Here is a 16,343-nt window from a genome sequence, read left to right as displayed (position 1 = left end):
TCAATATCCTTGCAAACGGTTGACGATGCCGGCGACGACTTCTCCGGCTTGCAGGCGGCGCATCTTGGCGGCGATCTGCGCCACGCTTTCGCGGCGCAGGGTGGCGGCCGAAATATGCGGCGTGATGGTGATGCGGGGTTCTTGCCAGAACGGGTGCTGCTGCGGCAGCGGCTCGTTGCGGAATACGTCGAGTGTCGCGCCGGCGATATGCCCGGAGCGGATCAGTGTCAGCAGATCCTGCTCGGCGATATGCGCGCCGCGCGCCACGTTGATGACATAGGCGCCCGGCAGCAGCATCGACAGGCGCGCGCGGTCGAGCAGGTTGTGCGTGTCCGGCGTGAGCGGCAGCATGCACACCAGCACGCGCGTGCCGCGCAAGAATGCTTCGAGTCCCTCTTCGCCCGCGTGGCATTGCACGCCATCGGCGTGTTTTGGGCTGCGGCTCCATCCCCGCAAGGGGAATTCAAACTGCGCCAGCGCTTGCAGCACGCGCGTGCCCAGCACGCCCATGCCCAGCACGCCGACGGGGAAATCCGCCTTGTCGAACGCTGGCAGCGGCTGCCAGATGCCGGCGCGGCCCTGCGCCTCGTAATCGTCGAAGCGGCGGAAGTGGCGCAGCACGGCGTGGCTCACATATTCGGCCATCTGCACACCCATGCCCGCGTCGTCCAGGCGCACCAGCGGCACGTGGGCCGGCAGCGCATCGCCAAATTTCAACAGCGCGTCGACGCCAGCGCCCGTGTTGAAGATGGCTTTGACGTTGGCCAGTTCGGGCAGCATGGCGGCGGGCGGCTGCCACACGACGGCGTAGTCGCACGGCGCGACCGCTTCGCCTTCGCGCCAGAAGATAATGTCGGCCTCGGGCAGCAAGTCGCGCAAGTCGCTGATCCACGCCGCTTCCTTGCCGTCCGAACGTTGTAACAGGATGCGCATGTGCTTACCTCTATGCGGCAGCCTTGAAGGCCAGCAGCGGCGCGCCATCGGCCACCTGGTCGCCGACCGCATACAGCACGTCTTCCACCAGGCCGTCGTGCGGCGCGGCGATCGTGTGCTCCATCTTCATCGCTTCCATGATGACCAGAGGCTCGCCCTTCTTGACGTCCTGGCCCTTGTTCACCAGTACGGCGACGACCTTGCCCGGCATCGGCGCCGTCAGGCGGCCGCCTTCCGCTTCCACTTCGCCCGCATGCGCCATCGGATCGTTGTAGTGCAGGGTGTAGTGCAAGCCGTTGGTAAATACGTGGAACTGTTCTCCATCGCGCAGCACCGTGCCGTGCACGGCACGCTCGCCCAGTTTGATGTGCAGCTCGTTGCCTGTGTGCGCCGTCAGGGTGAGGGCTTGGCCGTTGAACAGCCAGCCATCCGTTTTGTAGGCAACGCGCGCCGCATAGGCCTTGCCCTCGCCGGCCAAGGTGAATTCATCGGCGAACGACAGGCTGCGGCCCAGGGTGCTGTTCAGACGCCAGCCGAGGGCATTGCCCCACGGGTCGGCGCGCTGCAGCGATTGCGCTTCGGTGGCCGCTTTTTCTTCCAGCAGCAAGGCGACGGACGCCAGCGCCAGGGCCGTGTCGGGCGCCGCCTGCAGGGCGGGGAACAGCGACGCTTGATTACGCTCGATCAAACCCGTATCGAGATCGGCAGAGCTGAATGCCTGGCCTTCGACCAGGCGTTTCAAAAAGGCGATATTGCTGGCCAGGCCGACGATCTGGTATTCGGCCAGCGCCTGCGCCATGCGCACCAGCGCCTCGCGGCGGTCCGCGCCCCAGACGATCAGCTTGGCGATCATCGGGTCGTAGAATGGCGAGATCGCATCGCCTTCGCGCACGCCCGAATCGATGCGCACGGCGGCGGGAACCAGCGTGCCACCGAGCTCGAACGTGACGGCCGAAGGCGACTGCATGTGGCGCAGGGTGCCGATCGATGGCAAAAAGCCCTTCTCCGGATTTTCCGCATAGATGCGCGCCTCGATGGCGTGGCCGTGGATCGCCAGTTCGCTTTGTTTTTTCGGCAGCGGCTCGCCAAAGGCGACGCGCAACTGCCATTCCACCAGGTCGGTGCCGGTGATCATTTCCGTCACCGGATGTTCCACTTGCAGGCGCGTGTTCATCTCCATGAAGTAGAACGAACCATCCTGGTTGGCGATGAATTCGACCGTGCCCGCGCCGACGTAGCCGACGGCCTTGGCGGCGGCAACGGCCGCCTCGCCCATGGCCGCGCGTCGGTCGGCTGGCATGCCCGGCGCAGGCGCTTCTTCCAGCACCTTTTGATGACGGCGCTGCACCGAGCAATCGCGCTCGAACAGGTAGATGCAGTTGCCGAGCGTGTCGGCGAACACCTGGATTTCGATATGCCGTGGACGCGACAGGTATTTTTCGGCCAGCACCTTGTCGTCGCCGAAAGAGCTGATCGCTTCGCGCTTGCACGAGGCCAGCGCGGCCTTGAAGTCGGTGCTGTTTTCAATGACGCGCATGCCCTTGCCGCCGCCGCCAGCCGAGGCTTTCAGCAGCACGGGGTAGCCGATCTTGTCGGCTTGCGTGTGCAGGAAATCCGCATCCTGTTCTTCGCCGTGGTAGCCGGGCACCAGCGGCACATTCGCCTTTTCCATCAGCGACTTGGCGGCCGACTTGGAGCCCATGGCGCGCATGGCGGACGCCGGCGGGCCGATGAAGACGAGGCCCGCAGCGTGGCAGGCGTCGGCGAAGTCGGCGTTCTCGGACAGGAAACCATAGCCGGGGTGAATCGCCTGGGCACCAGTGGCCAGCGCCACGGCGATGATCTTGTCGCCGCACAGATAGCTTTCCTTGGCCGGCGCGGGGCCGATCAAGACGGCTTCGTCGCACACGGCGACGTGCTTGGCGTTGGCGTCCGCTTCCGAATACACGGCGACGGTCTGGATGCCCATGCGGCGCGCGGTAGCGGCGACACGGCAAGCGATTTCGCCGCGGTTGGCGATCAGGATTTTAGTGAACATGGTCTCTCTCTATTCTCTCAAAAAGGGGCAGCTGTCTCTTGGCGGACCTTGTCTGCTGGTTTGTCGGTTTACGCGCTACGCGCCAAACCGACCTACGCATGGTGAGGCTGGATATCGTAGGTCGGGTTAGCCGGCACGGCGTAACCCGACAAGGCTGTCATCAGCAGCCGCACTTCTCTTTCTGCACCGATTCGAGCATGGCGCCGCGCGTCTGCAAGCCCAGTTTACCGAGCAAGACGCGGTCGTCTTCCGCTTCCGGGTTGTCGGTGGTGAGCAGCTTGTCGCCGTAGAAGATGGAGTTGGCGCCAGCCAGGAAGCACATCGCCTGCACGGCTTCGCCCATCTGGCGGCGGCCGGCCGACAAACGCACGCGCGCTTTCGGCATGGTGATGCGTGCGACGGCAATCGTGCGCACGAATTCGAACGGATCCAGCGCTTCCAGGCCAAACAAAGGCGTGCCTTCGACCTGCACCAGGTGGTTGACGGGTACCGATTCCGGATACGGATTCAGGTTCGCCAGCTGGGCGATCAGGCCCGCGCGTTGCAGACGCGTCTCGCCCATGCCGACGATGCCGCCGCAGCATACTTTCAAGCCCGCTTCGCGCACGCGGCCCAAAGTATCGAGGCGGTCCTGGTATTCGCGCGTGGAGATGACGTTGTCGTAAAACTCGGGCGCCGTGTCGAGGTTGTGGTTATAGAAATCCAGGCCCGCGTTTTTCAGGCGGTCCGCTTGTCCCTCTTCCAGCATGCCCAGGGTGGCGCAGGTTTCCAGGCCCAGCGCTTTGACTTTGCTGACCATCTCCTCGACTTTGTCCATGTCGCGGTCTTTCGGGCCGCGCCAGGCGGCGCCCATGCAGAAGCGCGTGGCGCCGTTGGCTTTCGCCTGGCGGGCCGCGTCGAGCACCGTGTCGATGTCGAGGATTTTCTTCGCTTCCACGCCCGTGTCGTAGCGGGCCGCCTGCGGGCAGTAGCCGCAGTCTTCCTCGCAGCCGCCCGTCTTGATCGACAACAGGGTCGCCAGTTCCACGTCGCCGTCGGGGAAGTTGATGCGGTGCGTTTGCTGGGCCTTGAACATCAGGTCATTGAATGGCAGGTCGAACAGGGCCAGCACATCATCGATGGGCCAGGTGGCCGCTTCGGGCAGGGTGATGCGCGCCGCAGGGCGGTGCAGTTCGACGGTTTTTGCTGCTTCTTGGACTACGGACATGGTGATTCCTTCGCTTCTATTTTGGGATACGTTTTAAGTGTTGGGGTGCTGCGCCGGCCAGTTGGGCAAGCCGGTGAAATCGAGATACGCGGCCGCCGCTTGTGCGCTCGGTTGCGCCAGGCGCGGTACCCTGCCCAGCAGCGGCGCCGGGATGCGCTCGATCAGCGCATCGATATTTTCATCGAGGAAGCGCATTTCCACTTCCAGGGTGTTGGCGACCCAGCCGATCACCGTCAAGCCGCGCGCTTCGATGGCTTCCACCGTCAGCAAGGCCTGGCTGATGCAGCCCAGGCGCATGCCGACCACGAGGATCACGGGCAGATCGAGCTGCTGCGCCAGGTCGGCCGAATCAAAGCCGGGCGACAGCGGCACGCGGAAACCGCCCACGCCTTCGACCACGACAGCGTCCGAGGCGGCGGCGATTTCCAGGTAGGCGGCCAGGATCGGCACGGATTCAATGCTCACGCCTTCGAGCGCGGCGGCGATGTGCGGTGCAGCTGGTTCCTTCAGCATGTAAGGCGTCGTCAGGCTGCGCAGCATGGTGACGTTGCCGGCGGCGATCAGGCTGTCGGCGTCTTCATTATGCAGTTCGCCGTCGCGCATTTCGGCGCCGGCGGCGACGGGCTTCATGCCGCAGGCGCGCACGCCGCGCGCGACCAGCGCGTGCAGCAGGGCCGACGAGGTCAAGGTTTTGCCGATTTCCGTGTCGGTGCCGGTGACGAAACAGGCAAAGCGCGATGGCATGCCGGTGGCCGCCGGCGCCGGCTGCACGGCCGGCGCCAGATCCGCCAGCACGTCCGCCACGATAGGGTCATCAAGGCTCATGGCGAGTCCTTTCCAGGGTGTTGACTGCATTGATCAATTGCGCCACTTCCTGCGCCGTGTGGCCGGCCGACAGGGTCACGCGCAGGCGTGCCGTACCGACTGGCACGGTGGGCGGGCGGATGGCGCCGACCCACAGTCCCTGCTGGTACAGTTGGGCGGCGACGGCCAGCATGTCCGCATTTTCGCCGATGATGACGGGCTGGATGGCGGTCACCGACGGCAAGGCTTGCCAGCGCTGCAGCAGCAAGCCGTCATTCCATTGCCCCACCAGCGCTGCCAGGTGGGCGCGGCGTTGTTTTCCTTCGTCCCCGGCGATGATGTCCAGGCTGGCCAGCAGCGCATGCGCGAGCGCGGGCGCGGCCGCCGTCGTGAAGATGTAAGGACGCGCCTTCTGGATCAGGGTGTCGATCACGGCTTCGTGCGCGCACACAAAGGCGCCGCCCACGCCGGCCGATTTGCCCAGGGTGCCCACATACACGAGGTAAGGGGAACGCAGATTGAAATGTTCGAGCGCGCCACGGCCATTGGCGCCCAGCGCGCCGAAGCCGTGCGCGTCGTCGACCACCAGCCAGGCGCCGTACTGCTCGCACAGGGCCAGCAGCGCGGGCAGCGGCGCCAGGTCGCCATCCATGCTGAAGACGCTGTCGGTGACGACGATTTTCGTCTGTGCCGTGCTGGCCGCCAGCAGTGCCGCCAGGGCATCGAGGTCGGCGTGCGGATACACGCGCGTCTTGACGCGGGCCAGGCGCGTGCCGTCGATCAGCGAAGCGTGGTTCAGCGCTTCCGAAAAAATCTCCGCTTCCGGATCGCCCGCCGACAAGGCCGTCAGCACGGCCAGGTTGGCCATGTAGCCGGTGCAGAAATACAGGGCGCGCGCCTGTTCCAGGTTGGCGCCCACGAAAGCGGCCAGCCGTTCTTCCAGCTGCGCGTGCGCGCGGCTATGGCCGCTGATCAGGTGCGAAGCGCCGCTGCCTGCGCCATACAGGTCGGCGCCCTCTTTCAGCGCGGCGACGATGCGCGGATGCGACGCCAGGCCCAGGTAGTCATTGCTGCAAAAGGCCAGCATGGCGCGGCCATCGACCGTCAGGCGTGGCGCGCACGGCGTGTCGACGGTGCGGCGGCGGCGGATCAGGCTGCGTTCTTCCAGCCCTTGCAGCTGCTGTTGTAATCGCGCGATCAGTTCCATCTCAGGCCCCGATCACATGATTGAAGACGGCCAGGGTCTGCTGGCCCAGGCCCGCGATTTCCTCGTCGTCGAGGATGTACGGCGGCATCAGGTAGACGGTGGAGCCGATGGGGCGCATCAGCAGTTCATGTTCCAGCGCCGTGCTGAAGAAACGGCGCGAAAAATCGGGCGCCGCGTCCACCGCATCGAAGGCCCAGATCATGCCCTGCTGGCGGAAGTGTTTTACGCGCTCGTGCTGCGCCAGCGGCGCCAGCGCGCGCGTGATTTTCTCGGCGCGCCCCCGGTTGGCCGCCAGTACATCGTCTTCCTCGAAGATCGACAGGGTCGCCAGCGCCGCGCGGCAGGCCAGCGGATTGCCCGTGTACGAGTGCGAATGCAAAAAGCCGCGGCGCACATCGGTGCTGTAGAAGGCCTGGTAAATGTCTTCGCGCGTCATTACGAGAGACAGAGGCAAATAGCCGCCGCTGATGCCCTTCGACAGACAGACGAAATCGGGCCAGATGCCGGCCTGTTCGCACGCAAAGAAGGTGCCCGTGCGGCCGCAGCCGACGGCGATTTCATCGAGGATCAAATGGACTTGATAACGGTCGCACAGGGCGCGCACCAGCGACAGGTATAAGGGGTCGTGCATGGCCATGCCGGTGGCGCATTGGACCAATGGTTCGATGATGATGGCGGCGATCTTGTCGGCTTTTTGCTGGAACAGTTGCTCGACTTCGGCGGCCGTGCGGCGCGCCACATCTGCAGCCGTTTCACCTTTGGCCGCCTGGCGGAAGTCGGGCGACATCACCGTCTGGGTGGCGCGCAGCAGGGGGCCGTAGGCATCCTTGAACAGGGCGACGTCCGTGACGGCCAGGGCGCCGATGGTTTCGCCGTGGTAGCTGCCCTTCAGGCAGACGAATTCCTGCTTTTCACTCTTGCCGCTGTTGCGCCAGGCGTGAAAACTCATTTTCAGGGCGATTTCCACGGCCGATGCCCCGTCGGACGCGTAAAAGCTGTGGCCAAGCACGCCGCCGGTGAGCGCAGAGAGCTTTTCCGACAGTTCGATCACCGGTTCATGCGTGAAACCGGCCAGCATCGCGTGTTCCAGCCGGTCCAGCTGGTCCTTGAGTTCCGCATTGATGCGCGGATTCGCATGGCCGAACAGGTTCACCCACCAGGAGCTGATGGCGTCCAGGTAGCGTCGGCCTTCGTGGTCATACAGCCAGGCGCCGCGGCCATGGCTGACGGGGATGAGCGGTACAGTCTCGTGGTGCTGCATTTGCGTGCACGGATGCCACACGCTGCGCAGACTGCGTTCGACCCAGCCCGATTGTTTTTCTGCTTTCAAAACTGCTCCAATGATATTGCTAGCCCATGAGCCAGCTCGGCTTGCGCTTGTCGAGAAACGACTGCACGCCTTCGCGGCCCTGTTCCGACGCGCGGATCTGCGCGATGCGCTCGGCGGTATCCGCCAGCAGCGCATCGTTGACCGGCTGGCCAGCGATCTCGCGCACCAGCGTTTTCGCTTGCGCCACGGCGTGCGGGCTGTTGCCCGTCAGCGCCTTGAGCACGTCAAAGGTTTTCGCGTCCAGCGCGCTTGCCTCGACTACCTCGTGGGCAAAGCCGATGCGCAGCGCCTCTTGCGCGGAGAATCGCTCCGCGGTCAGGAAATAGCGGCGTGCCGCGTTTTCGCCCATGGCCTTGATGACATACGGTGAAATAGTGGCCGGGATCAGGCCCAGCCGCACTTCGCTCAGGCAGAAATGCACGTCTTCCGCAGCCAGAATGATATCGCATGCGGCGACGAGGCCCATGCCGCCCGCATAACAGTCGCCCTGGACCTTCGCCACGACGGGCTTGGGACACAGGTAAATCGTGCGCAGCATCTGCGCCAGCTGCAGCGCGTCGGCCTGGTTTTCGGCATGCGTGTAGCCTGCCATCTTCTTCATCCAGTTCAAGTCCGCACCGGCGCAGAAGGCCGCGCCATTGGCCGCCAGCACGATGGCGCGCACCATGTCGCTGCGCCCCAGGCCCTCGAAGGCGCGCGCCAGTTCGGCGATCGTCGTCTCGTTGAAGGCGTTGCGCACGTCAGGGCGGTTCAGGGTCACGGTGGCGACGTTGCCCTCGATGACCAGCTTTAAGGTTTCAAATTCCATGGTTTTCTCCCCCTTACATGCGGAATACGCCGAACTTCGTGTCCGGGATTTCCGCGTTGAGCGCGGCCGACAGGCCCAGGCCCAGCACCATGCGGGTGTCGGCCGGGTCGATCACGCCGTCGTCCCACAGGCGCGCGGTGGCGTAGTACGGGTGGCCCTGGTGTTCGTATTGATCCTTGATCGGCTGCTTGAAGGCCGCTTCCTCGTCCGCGCTCCACTGCCCGCCCTTGCCTTCGATGCCGTCGCGCTTGACGGTCGCCAGCACGGAAGCGGCCTGGTCTCCGCCCATGACGGAGATGCGCGCATTCGGCCACATCCACATGAAGCGCGGAGAAAACGCGCGGCCGCACATGCCGTAATTACCGGCGCCGAAGCTGCCGCCGATGATGACGGTGAATTTCGGCACGGCGGCCGTCGCGACAGCCGTCACCATCTTGGCGCCATTGCGGGCGATGCCTTCGTTTTCGTATTTGCGGCCCACCATGAAGCCAGTGATGTTTTGCAAAAACACGAGCGGGATCTTGCGCTGGCAGCATAACTCGATGAAATGCGTGCCTTTCAGGGCCGATTCGGAGAACAAGATGCCGTTATTGGCGATGATGCCGACTTTGACGCCATAGATGTGCGCAAAGCCGCAGATCAGCGTGGTGCCGTAGCGGGCCTTGAATTCGTCGAAATCGCTGCCGTCGACGATGCGCGCGATCACTTCGCGCACGTCGAACGGTTTGCGCGTATCGACGGGGATCACGCCATACAATTCCTGCGTCGGGTATTTCGGTTCGACGGATGCGCGCAAGTCCATCTGCTGCGGTTTTTGACGGTTCAGGTTCGAGACGATGGTGCGCGCCAGCGACAGCGCATGCAAATCGTTTTGCGCCAGGTGGTCGACCACGCCGGACAAGCGCGTATGCACGTCGCCGCCACCGAGGTCTTCTGCCGTTACGACTTCACCTGTCGCCGCTTTGACCAGCGGCGGGCCGCCGAGGAAAATCGTGCCCTGCTCCTTGACGATGATCGACTCGTCGCTCATGGCCGGCACGTAGGCGCCGCCGGCCGTGCAAGAACCCATCACGACGGCGATCTGCGGGATGCCTTTGGCCGACAGATTCGCCTGGTTGTAGAAGATGCGGCCGAAATGGTCGCGGTCGGGGAAGACGTCGTCCTGGTTCGGCAGATTGGCGCCGCCCGAGTCGACCAGGTAAATGCACGGCAGGTTGTTCTGGTCGGCGATTTCCTGGGCGCGCAAGTGTTTTTTCACCGTCATCGGGTAATACGTGCCGCCCTTGACGGTAGCGTCGTTACACACGATGACGCATTCCTGGCCCGAGACGCGGCCGATGCCGGTGATGATGCCGGCGGAAGGCGCCGCATCGACGCCCTTGGCGTCCTGGTACATGGCGTAAGCCGCCATCTGGGAAAACTCGAGGAAAGGCGTGCCGGGATCGAGCAGCATCTGTACGCGGTCGCGTGGCAGCAGTTTGCCGCGCGCCAGGTGCTTGGCGGCGGCCGCCTCGCCGCCGCCGGCCGCGATCTTTTCCACCTTGTCGCGCAAATCGTCGACGATGGCTTGCATGGCCGCGGCATTGGCCTTGAAATCTTCACTGCGCGGATTGAGTTTGCTTTCGATGTGCGGCATTGCGGTTCCTTTTTATGATCGCCCGGTCTCTCGGGTCGCGCTATTCGGGAAAACTGCCGTCGAGATAAAACCAGCGCAGGGCGCCGCCGTCACCAGCTTCACGCACGAAGCGGCTCACTTCATGCAGGCGGTGCGCGCGGCCGTTGACCTTGTAGCGGGCCACGAATTCGACGCTGTCGCGGTGTATCTCTTCGGCTTGATCTGCTGATACTGCTTTACGTTGACGTAAACGTAAAGCAGATTTTACCTCAAGTCCCAGCCAGTGGACTTTTTCTTCTTCGGCAAATAAAGCATCGGTGGGACGGGTGCTGGCATGCCAGGTGGCAAGCAGATACGCTTCGTCGCGCAAGGTGAACGCCGTGTAGCGCGAACGCATCAGCGTTTCGGCTGTGGGCGGCAAGGCGTCGCCCGCGATATAGGGGCCGCAGCAGCTGGCGTAGGAGGCGCCGCCACAGGGGCAGGCGGCAGATGTCGAGAGTGTGGGCATGCGCTGGCAAATAGGGGAACTGAAAAGTTCCGCAATTATCCGCCATATCGGCAACGGCGCGTGCGCGCCGCCTTGACTGGCTATTTTTTCGGACTGAGGAAGTCCAGCGCGAACGGCGGCGCCTTGCCGGCCATCAGGTCGGCCAGGATGCGCGCCGTGCCGGCGGCAAAGGTAAAGCCCAGCGGGCCATGGCCCACATTGAGCCACAAGTTGGCCACTTTGCTGGCGCCCACCAGCGGCGCGCTGTTCGGCGTGGCGGGACGCAAACCGGCCCAGGCCGTGGCCTGGTCGTAATCGGCGCCGTGCGGCATGGCTTCGCGCGCCAGCCGCGTCAGGCCCGCGATGCGGTTCCAATCGATGCTGTTGTCGGCGCCCACCATGTCGACCATGGCGGCCACGCGCAGGTCGCCACCAATGCGCGCATACAGCACCTTGCGCTCAAAATCCGTGATGCTGATCTCGGGCGCCCGGTCTTGCGCGCGGATGGGCGCCGTCAGGCTGTAGCCTTTCAGCGGGTACAGGGGCAGATAGATGCCTGCCGTGGCGGCCAGGTCGCGGCTCTGGATGCCCGCCGCCAGCACATAGTGATCTGCCTGCAACAGGCCCAGGCTGGTGTCGACGCCCGTGATCCTGCCCTTGTGCGTGACGAGGCGGCGCGCCTCGCCTTTTAATATGAGCGAACAATTCGGGTGCTGCAGCAGGCGCGCTTCCAGTGCCAGGCAAAAGGCGTGGCAATCGGCCACCGCTTCGCCGGGCGTAAAAATGCCGCCCGCCAGGGAATCCTGCAAGGCGGCCAGCGCCGGTTCGCGCTGTACCGCCTCCGTCGGCGACAAGACGACGTGCGCCTCTTCCGACTCGGGCCGCGCCACGGCCCGCTGAAAAATCGCCGGCGAGCGGTAGACGATGAGTTTGCCCGCATCGCGGCGCGCATACGCTTCCGGCGGCACGGTCAATTCCAGCTGGGCCATGCCGGCGCGGCTCAGTTCGCCTAATTCCAGCAGCTTGGCCGTCGTGCGGGCGTTGCTGGCGCTGTTGCAATTGCGCAGGAAACTGGCCATCCAGCGCCATTGGCGCCAGTCGGCCTCGGGACGGAAGCGCAGCGGACCATCTTTCTGCAGCAGCCATTGCAGGGCCTTGAAGGGCACGCCCGCGTCCGCCAGCGGGGCCACATAGCGATAGCTGAGCTGGCCGCCATTGCGGTAGCTGGCGGCGACCGCCACCTGTTCATTGCGCTCCAGTACCGTGACCTTGTAGCCGGCCTCGGCCAGCCACCAGGCCGATGTCAGACCGACGACGCCGCCGCCGATGATGATGACGTGTTGCTGCATGTTGCCTCGCTGCGTTGCGCTCCCATGGTGCGGGAGCATTCGGGAAGAGCTTAGAGGCTGGCCGCCAAGGCAGCCAATGAAACATCATGGTGCAGCCATAACTTTCAGGAATGCACCATTTCAAGGCAAGGATGGATGCTTGTCCATCGCACCACGGTAGAGCGCCGTGAGGACCATTCCTCGCTGCGCAGCCAGCATAGGGCGGGATGGTTTCCTATGCCAATGAAAATTGCTTATTTGTCTACAATGCAAAGCCATACGTACGGTAAAACATTGTTTTTTTAAGTGTATAACCGTTATTTATGGTCATTTTCCATTTATTCATGGGTGGACGGGCTACGCGCAGGCGCCATCGCTATTACACTAGGAGGACAAGGAGAACTGTATGAGCCAGACCAGCGTAGAACTCAAGGTCGATTTAAATGACAATTCGCCTTTATATATGCAGATCGCCCGCAAGCTGAGCGATGACGTACGCAACGGCCGCTACCAGGTAGACCAGGCCCTGCCATCCGAACGTACCCTGTCCGAACTGCTTGACGTATCGCGCGTGACTGCCCGCAAGGCCATCGACCAGCTCGTCGAGCAAGGCCTCGTCGTGCGCCGCCGTGGTTCGGGCAACTATATTGCCCCGCGCATCGAGCAGCCGCTGTCGAACCTGTCGAGCTTTTCCGAGCAGTTGCAGCAGCGCGGCTACCGTCCCGGCTCGCGCTGGCTCAAGCGCGAAGTCGTCATCGCCAGCAGCGATGAACAGCTGAGCCTGGGCCTGGCGCAGAACACGAAGGTGGCGCGCCTCGAGCGCTTGCGCCTGGCTGACGATGTCGTGATGGCGTATGAGGTGAGCGTGCTGCCCTTCAGCGTGGTGCCGGACCCGGCCGCCATGGGCGACTCGCTGTATGAATACTTGAGCAGCATCAAGAAGGCCCCCGTGCGCGCCTTGCAGCACATCCGCGCCATGAATGCGACGGACGTGCTGGCCAAGCAACTGGGCATCCCCGATGGCCAGGCCGTGCTGTTCATCACGCGCATCGCCTACCTGGAGACGGGCGAAGCGGTGGAACTGACGCATTCGTATTGCCGCAGCGATCATTACGATTTTGTGGCGGAAATGCGCCGCGCTCCATAAATCTACTGTTCGAGCAGGCGGATCATGGATTCCGCCACGCCGACGGACGACTCCCAGCTCATGCCGGTCACCAGCCGGCCATCGACCTCGACGTGGCTCTGTCCGTTGGCGCCGTGCCTGAAGATGCCGCCATGGCCCTTGATGCTGGCTTCCGCCGAAAAGGGATAAGCCTTGTAGACCGGAGATTCCTTGTTGAGATACGCATCGGGGAAGGAGGTGAGCGTCTTGCCCTGGATCAGGAAAGTACCGTCGCTGAGCTTCAGGTTCTTGATGCCCTCGGTGCCATGGCAGATGGCCGCGATCACCCCGCCCTGTTGTTCGTAGATACGCAAGGCGATGTCCTGCAGCGGCTTGTTGTCCGGGATGCCGACGATGGCCGCGCCGCCGCCGACGAAAGCCATGCCCGCATACTCGTCCGCCCTGACCTCGGCGACGGGCCTGGTATGGGCCAGTGCCCACATGAAATCACTGTCGTACAGATACTTCTTGAGCAGCGCGTCCGACGTGACGATCATTTCCAGGGGAATGGCGCCCCCCTCGGGACTGACAAAGTCGACCGTGTACCCTGCTTTGCGAAAGACATCATAGGTATAGGCAAGCTCGGGAAAATTATTGCCAGCGTTGATTTTTGTGCCTGGATATTCATGCACATTCGACACGACCAGCAGCACCTTGCGTGCCTGGCGCGGGGCTGCCGGCTCGCGATCGGCCGACTTGCTGACGATCTTCCAGTTGCCCGCGATCTTTTTCAACAGAAAGACATCCACATAGCGCACCCCTTGCTGGGGAATGTGGATCTCCGCCTTGGCGGTGGCCACCTTGCCGCTCACCTCCACCTTGAGCAGCCGCCCGTGGCGTCCATTGAATTGCCCTTTTTTCTCCTCGCTAAAGAGTTTGGCGTATTCCGGACCGCTCAACTGCCATTCCGTATTATCTTTGCCGTCCAGGTACAGGCGTGAATTTGCATGGAAGGCCTGGTTGATCTCTTCCTGCACGTTGAAGCTGGTGCCATGCAAATACAAGCGCACGGTTTCCCGGATGGCGTGTTCGTCCTGGTCCGCGGTGGCGGCGGTGCCGACGGCGGTGATGCTGAGCAAGCAACAGGCGAGTATCGTTCGCAATAAAAACTGAATCATGGATTTACCCTGCATATAGAACTGCGTTTATCGGAGCAACGACTATTTCAGATCGCTGGTGGTCGATAAGTTATCGAAATGCAGGGGAATTGATGTCGCCAAACAGGATGTCAGACTCCGGAATGGCGATTCCGGAGCGGTTTTACGCGGAAATGGCCCCGGCCGCCTGGCTGGATTGGGCGCGGAAGCTGGCGGGCGTCTGCCCAGCAACTTTCTTGAAGGTCGAGTAGAACGTGGAACTGGAATTGAACCCGCAGCGCTCGGCGACGGTATCCATATTCAGTTGCGGCTCGCCGGTCAATACCTGTTTTGCTTCGGCGATACGGTATTCGTTGACGTAGGTGGTGAAGCTCTTGCCCAGCTTGTCATTGAGTACCTGCGACACCTGCGCCTGCGTGCATCCGGCCCGCTTGGCCAGTTGGGCCAAAGTCAGATTCGGGTTCAGATAGGATTGTTGCCCGCTCATCTGTTGTTCCAGCGCAGCGAGCACGGCAAGCGCATCGTCTTGCGTCAGGCGGCTATGCTGGTACTTTGGCTTTGGCTCGGCAGGCGTCAAGCTTTCCTTTCTCAGCAAAAAGAGCATGAACGCGACATGCAGCGAGAAGGTGAACGACAAGGCGCCGACAATATAGGACGTGAACGGCGTGCTCGCGTACGCCGCCAGCATGACACAGCTGCCTGCAAAGACGCTCAGCAGGAGCACGCTGCTGGTCGCCATCCGCTGTCCGTCGTTCCACCACGTGCGGCGGCCTTGCCAGAGCAGCCCGGCGCTCGCCAGCAGGTAGCCCAGCCAGAACACATGAATCGCATGGCTAGACAAGTTCCACACAGAACGATACGCCGAATACGGAAAAGCAACGCCAATGCCAATGATCAGGAAGGACAGACCCAGATGCCAGCGCCATTGTTGTCCGGCAGGCAGTTGCGCGCGCCCGGCCAGAAAAGCGCGCACATACAGATAGGTCAAGGGACCGATCAGCAGGCAGGCCGACAGGCCCAGCTGGCGGAACTCGATGGCGATCGCAGGGTTGAAGTAGAGAAAGGCGGATTTGGCGGTGCGCACCCCGACGGCCAGCAGCAATGCACCGAGCATGCAGTCGGCCAGACAGCGAGGCCGGCGGCTGAAAAAATAGACGGCCAGGAAAATGCCGTTGATGGCGCCGAGGGCGCTAAACAGGAACAGCAATTGGCGAGCGATCATGGGGCGTGTCGTGGATGTTGGCGTCGAACCCAAGTATAGACACAAACGGGGGCGTATCGAAGTACAACTAATACACCACGTTCCTGCATCAGGCATAAACGCCCGTTATGCCCGCCCGCCATCCTTTCATGGCTGATCTTGCTCGTTGGTATTAAACTGGTTTCACCTTCAACCATGTTCTGAAATCATGTTGAAAACTGAAACTCCGAGCCGGCGGCATCCGGATCTGGACCTGTATCCGGTGGAGCAACTGGTGGCGGCGCTGGTCGATGACCAGTTCTGGGCCGTCGAGGCCGTCCGGTTGGCCTCGCCCGACATCGCCGCCGCCATCACGGCCGCCCTGCCTCGCATCGCTGCCGGTGGGCGGCTGCTGTATGTGGGCGCCGGCACGTCGGGCCGCCTGGGCGTACTCGACAGCGTTGAACTCAATCCCACGTTTTCCTGGCCACCGGAACGGGCCGTCGCCATCCTGGCCGGCGGCGCGGGCGCCATGTTTACGGCTGTGGAAGGCGCGGAAGATGATTTATCGCAAGGTGAGAAGGATTTACTGGCCCTGCAGCCGCAGGTCAATGACGTGGTGATTCTGCTGGCCGCCTCCGGCGCCACGCCGTATGTGCTGGGCGCCTTGCTGGCCGCACGCCAGGCGGGCGCCTTGACGATAGGCATCGCCAACAATGTGGATGCCCCCGTGGCGCACGAGGCGCAATGCGGCATCGTGCTCGACACGGGTATGGAAGTCATTTCCGGCAGCACGCGTTTGAAGGCGGGCACGGCGCAAAAAATCACCCTGAACACGATTTCCAGCGCCCTGATGGTCGGTTTGCACAAAACTTACGGAAACTTGATGGTAGACTTGAAGCCGACCAACGCCAAGCTGATCTGGCGGGCGGTGCGTCTGACCATGCACGCCACGGGCGCCAGCGAAGTGCAGGCCAGGACCGTGCTGGAGCAATGCCACTATCACGTCAAGGTGGCGATTGTTGCCTTGATCAAAAAAATCAACACAAACCAGGCACAGGCATTGTTGGCCGGCGCGGACGGCAGTGTGCGGGCGGCACTGGCGGCGTGATCCGATGGCGCGGCATTCTTCTGTCTGGGAGAC

14 protein-coding genes are annotated in these 16,343 nt (G+C 63.0%); 2 read left to right on the top strand and 12 right to left on the bottom strand.

What is annotated here, in order from left to right; translation table 11 throughout:
* The 10 genes from P9875_RS01015 to P9875_RS00970 form a co-directional block, all read right to left on the bottom strand.
* Positions 1 to 933 carry a 2-hydroxyacid dehydrogenase gene (locus P9875_RS01015; RefSeq protein ID WP_278317359.1) on the bottom strand — a complete coding sequence of 311 codons (933 nt, stop codon included), beginning with the start codon at positions 931 to 933 and terminating at the stop codon, positions 1 to 3.
* A gap of 10 nt (positions 934 to 943) precedes the next feature.
* Entirely contained in the window at positions 944 to 2,971 is a 2,028-nt protein-coding gene (locus tag P9875_RS01010) for an acetyl/propionyl/methylcrotonyl-CoA carboxylase subunit alpha (protein WP_278317358.1), read from the bottom strand.
* A gap of 160 nt (positions 2,972 to 3,131) precedes the next feature.
* Positions 3,132 to 4,178, bottom strand: coding sequence for a biotin synthase BioB (gene bioB, locus P9875_RS01005; RefSeq protein WP_046681747.1), 1,047 nt, complete (start codon positions 4,176 to 4,178; stop codon positions 3,132 to 3,134).
* Between the two features lie 33 nt (positions 4,179 to 4,211).
* Positions 4,212 to 5,003: a dethiobiotin synthase gene (bioD, locus tag P9875_RS01000; protein WP_278317357.1), complete on the bottom strand. Its 792-nt coding sequence runs from the start codon at positions 5,001 to 5,003 to the stop codon at positions 4,212 to 4,214.
* Positions 4,993 to 6,189, bottom strand: a complete 1,197-nt coding sequence (bioF, locus tag P9875_RS00995; protein WP_278317356.1) for an 8-amino-7-oxononanoate synthase — start codon at positions 6,187 to 6,189, stop codon at positions 4,993 to 4,995. Before bioF ends, bioD begins: the two co-directional genes overlap by 11 nt.
* Position 6,190: 1 nt before the next feature.
* On the bottom strand, positions 6,191 to 7,519 hold the full coding sequence (gene bioA / locus P9875_RS00990) for an adenosylmethionine--8-amino-7-oxononanoate transaminase (RefSeq protein WP_278317355.1): 1,329 nt from the start codon (positions 7,517 to 7,519) through the stop codon (positions 6,191 to 6,193).
* Between the two features lie 19 nt (positions 7,520 to 7,538).
* Positions 7,539 to 8,327 (bottom strand): enoyl-CoA hydratase/isomerase family protein, encoded by a 789-nt coding sequence (locus tag P9875_RS00985; RefSeq protein WP_278317354.1) that lies wholly within the window; start codon positions 8,325 to 8,327, stop codon positions 7,539 to 7,541.
* 13 nt (positions 8,328 to 8,340) lie between these two features.
* Positions 8,341 to 9,963, bottom strand: coding sequence for a carboxyl transferase domain-containing protein (locus P9875_RS00980; RefSeq protein WP_225243211.1), 1,623 nt, complete (start codon positions 9,961 to 9,963; stop codon positions 8,341 to 8,343).
* A gap of 40 nt (positions 9,964 to 10,003) precedes the next feature.
* A complete protein-coding gene (locus P9875_RS00975; protein ID WP_176387778.1) occupies positions 10,004 to 10,450 on the bottom strand; it encodes a YchJ family protein in 447 nt (148 codons plus the stop codon).
* An 80-nt stretch (positions 10,451 to 10,530) separates the two neighbouring features.
* Entirely contained in the window at positions 10,531 to 11,817 is a 1,287-nt protein-coding gene (locus P9875_RS00970; protein ID WP_278317353.1) for a D-amino acid dehydrogenase, read from the bottom strand.
* A 346-nt stretch (positions 11,818 to 12,163) separates the two neighbouring features.
* On the opposite strand from P9875_RS00970, the gene P9875_RS00965 reads away from it, so the two are divergent.
* On the top strand, positions 12,164 to 12,904 hold the full coding sequence (locus tag P9875_RS00965) for a GntR family transcriptional regulator (protein WP_035823211.1): 741 nt from the start codon (positions 12,164 to 12,166) through the stop codon (positions 12,902 to 12,904).
* Positions 12,905 to 12,906: 2 nt separating this feature from the next.
* Here the strand turns inward: P9875_RS00965 and P9875_RS00960 are convergent, their stop codons facing one another.
* Positions 12,907 to 14,040 carry a nuclear transport factor 2 family protein gene (locus P9875_RS00960; RefSeq protein WP_278317352.1) on the bottom strand — a complete coding sequence of 378 codons (1,134 nt, stop codon included), beginning with the start codon at positions 14,038 to 14,040 and terminating at the stop codon, positions 12,907 to 12,909.
* A 142-nt stretch (positions 14,041 to 14,182) separates the two neighbouring features.
* A complete protein-coding gene (locus P9875_RS00955; RefSeq protein ID WP_278317351.1) occupies positions 14,183 to 15,241 on the bottom strand; it encodes a helix-turn-helix transcriptional regulator in 1,059 nt (352 codons plus the stop codon).
* Positions 15,242 to 15,428: 187 nt separating this feature from the next.
* Here P9875_RS00955 and P9875_RS00950 point away from each other — a divergent pair, with 187 nt between their 5' ends.
* Positions 15,429 to 16,310: an N-acetylmuramic acid 6-phosphate etherase gene (locus P9875_RS00950; protein WP_035823205.1), complete on the top strand. Its 882-nt coding sequence runs from the start codon at positions 15,429 to 15,431 to the stop codon at positions 16,308 to 16,310.
* Positions 16,311 to 16,343: the final 33 nt, after the last annotated feature.

Source organism: Janthinobacterium rivuli (genome assembly GCF_029690045.1).
Taxonomy (GTDB): Bacteria; Pseudomonadota; Gammaproteobacteria; order Burkholderiales; family Burkholderiaceae_D; genus Janthinobacterium; species Janthinobacterium rivuli.
Note: the sequence above shows the minus strand (reverse complement) of the source record. Positions and strands in the feature narration are given on the sequence as shown.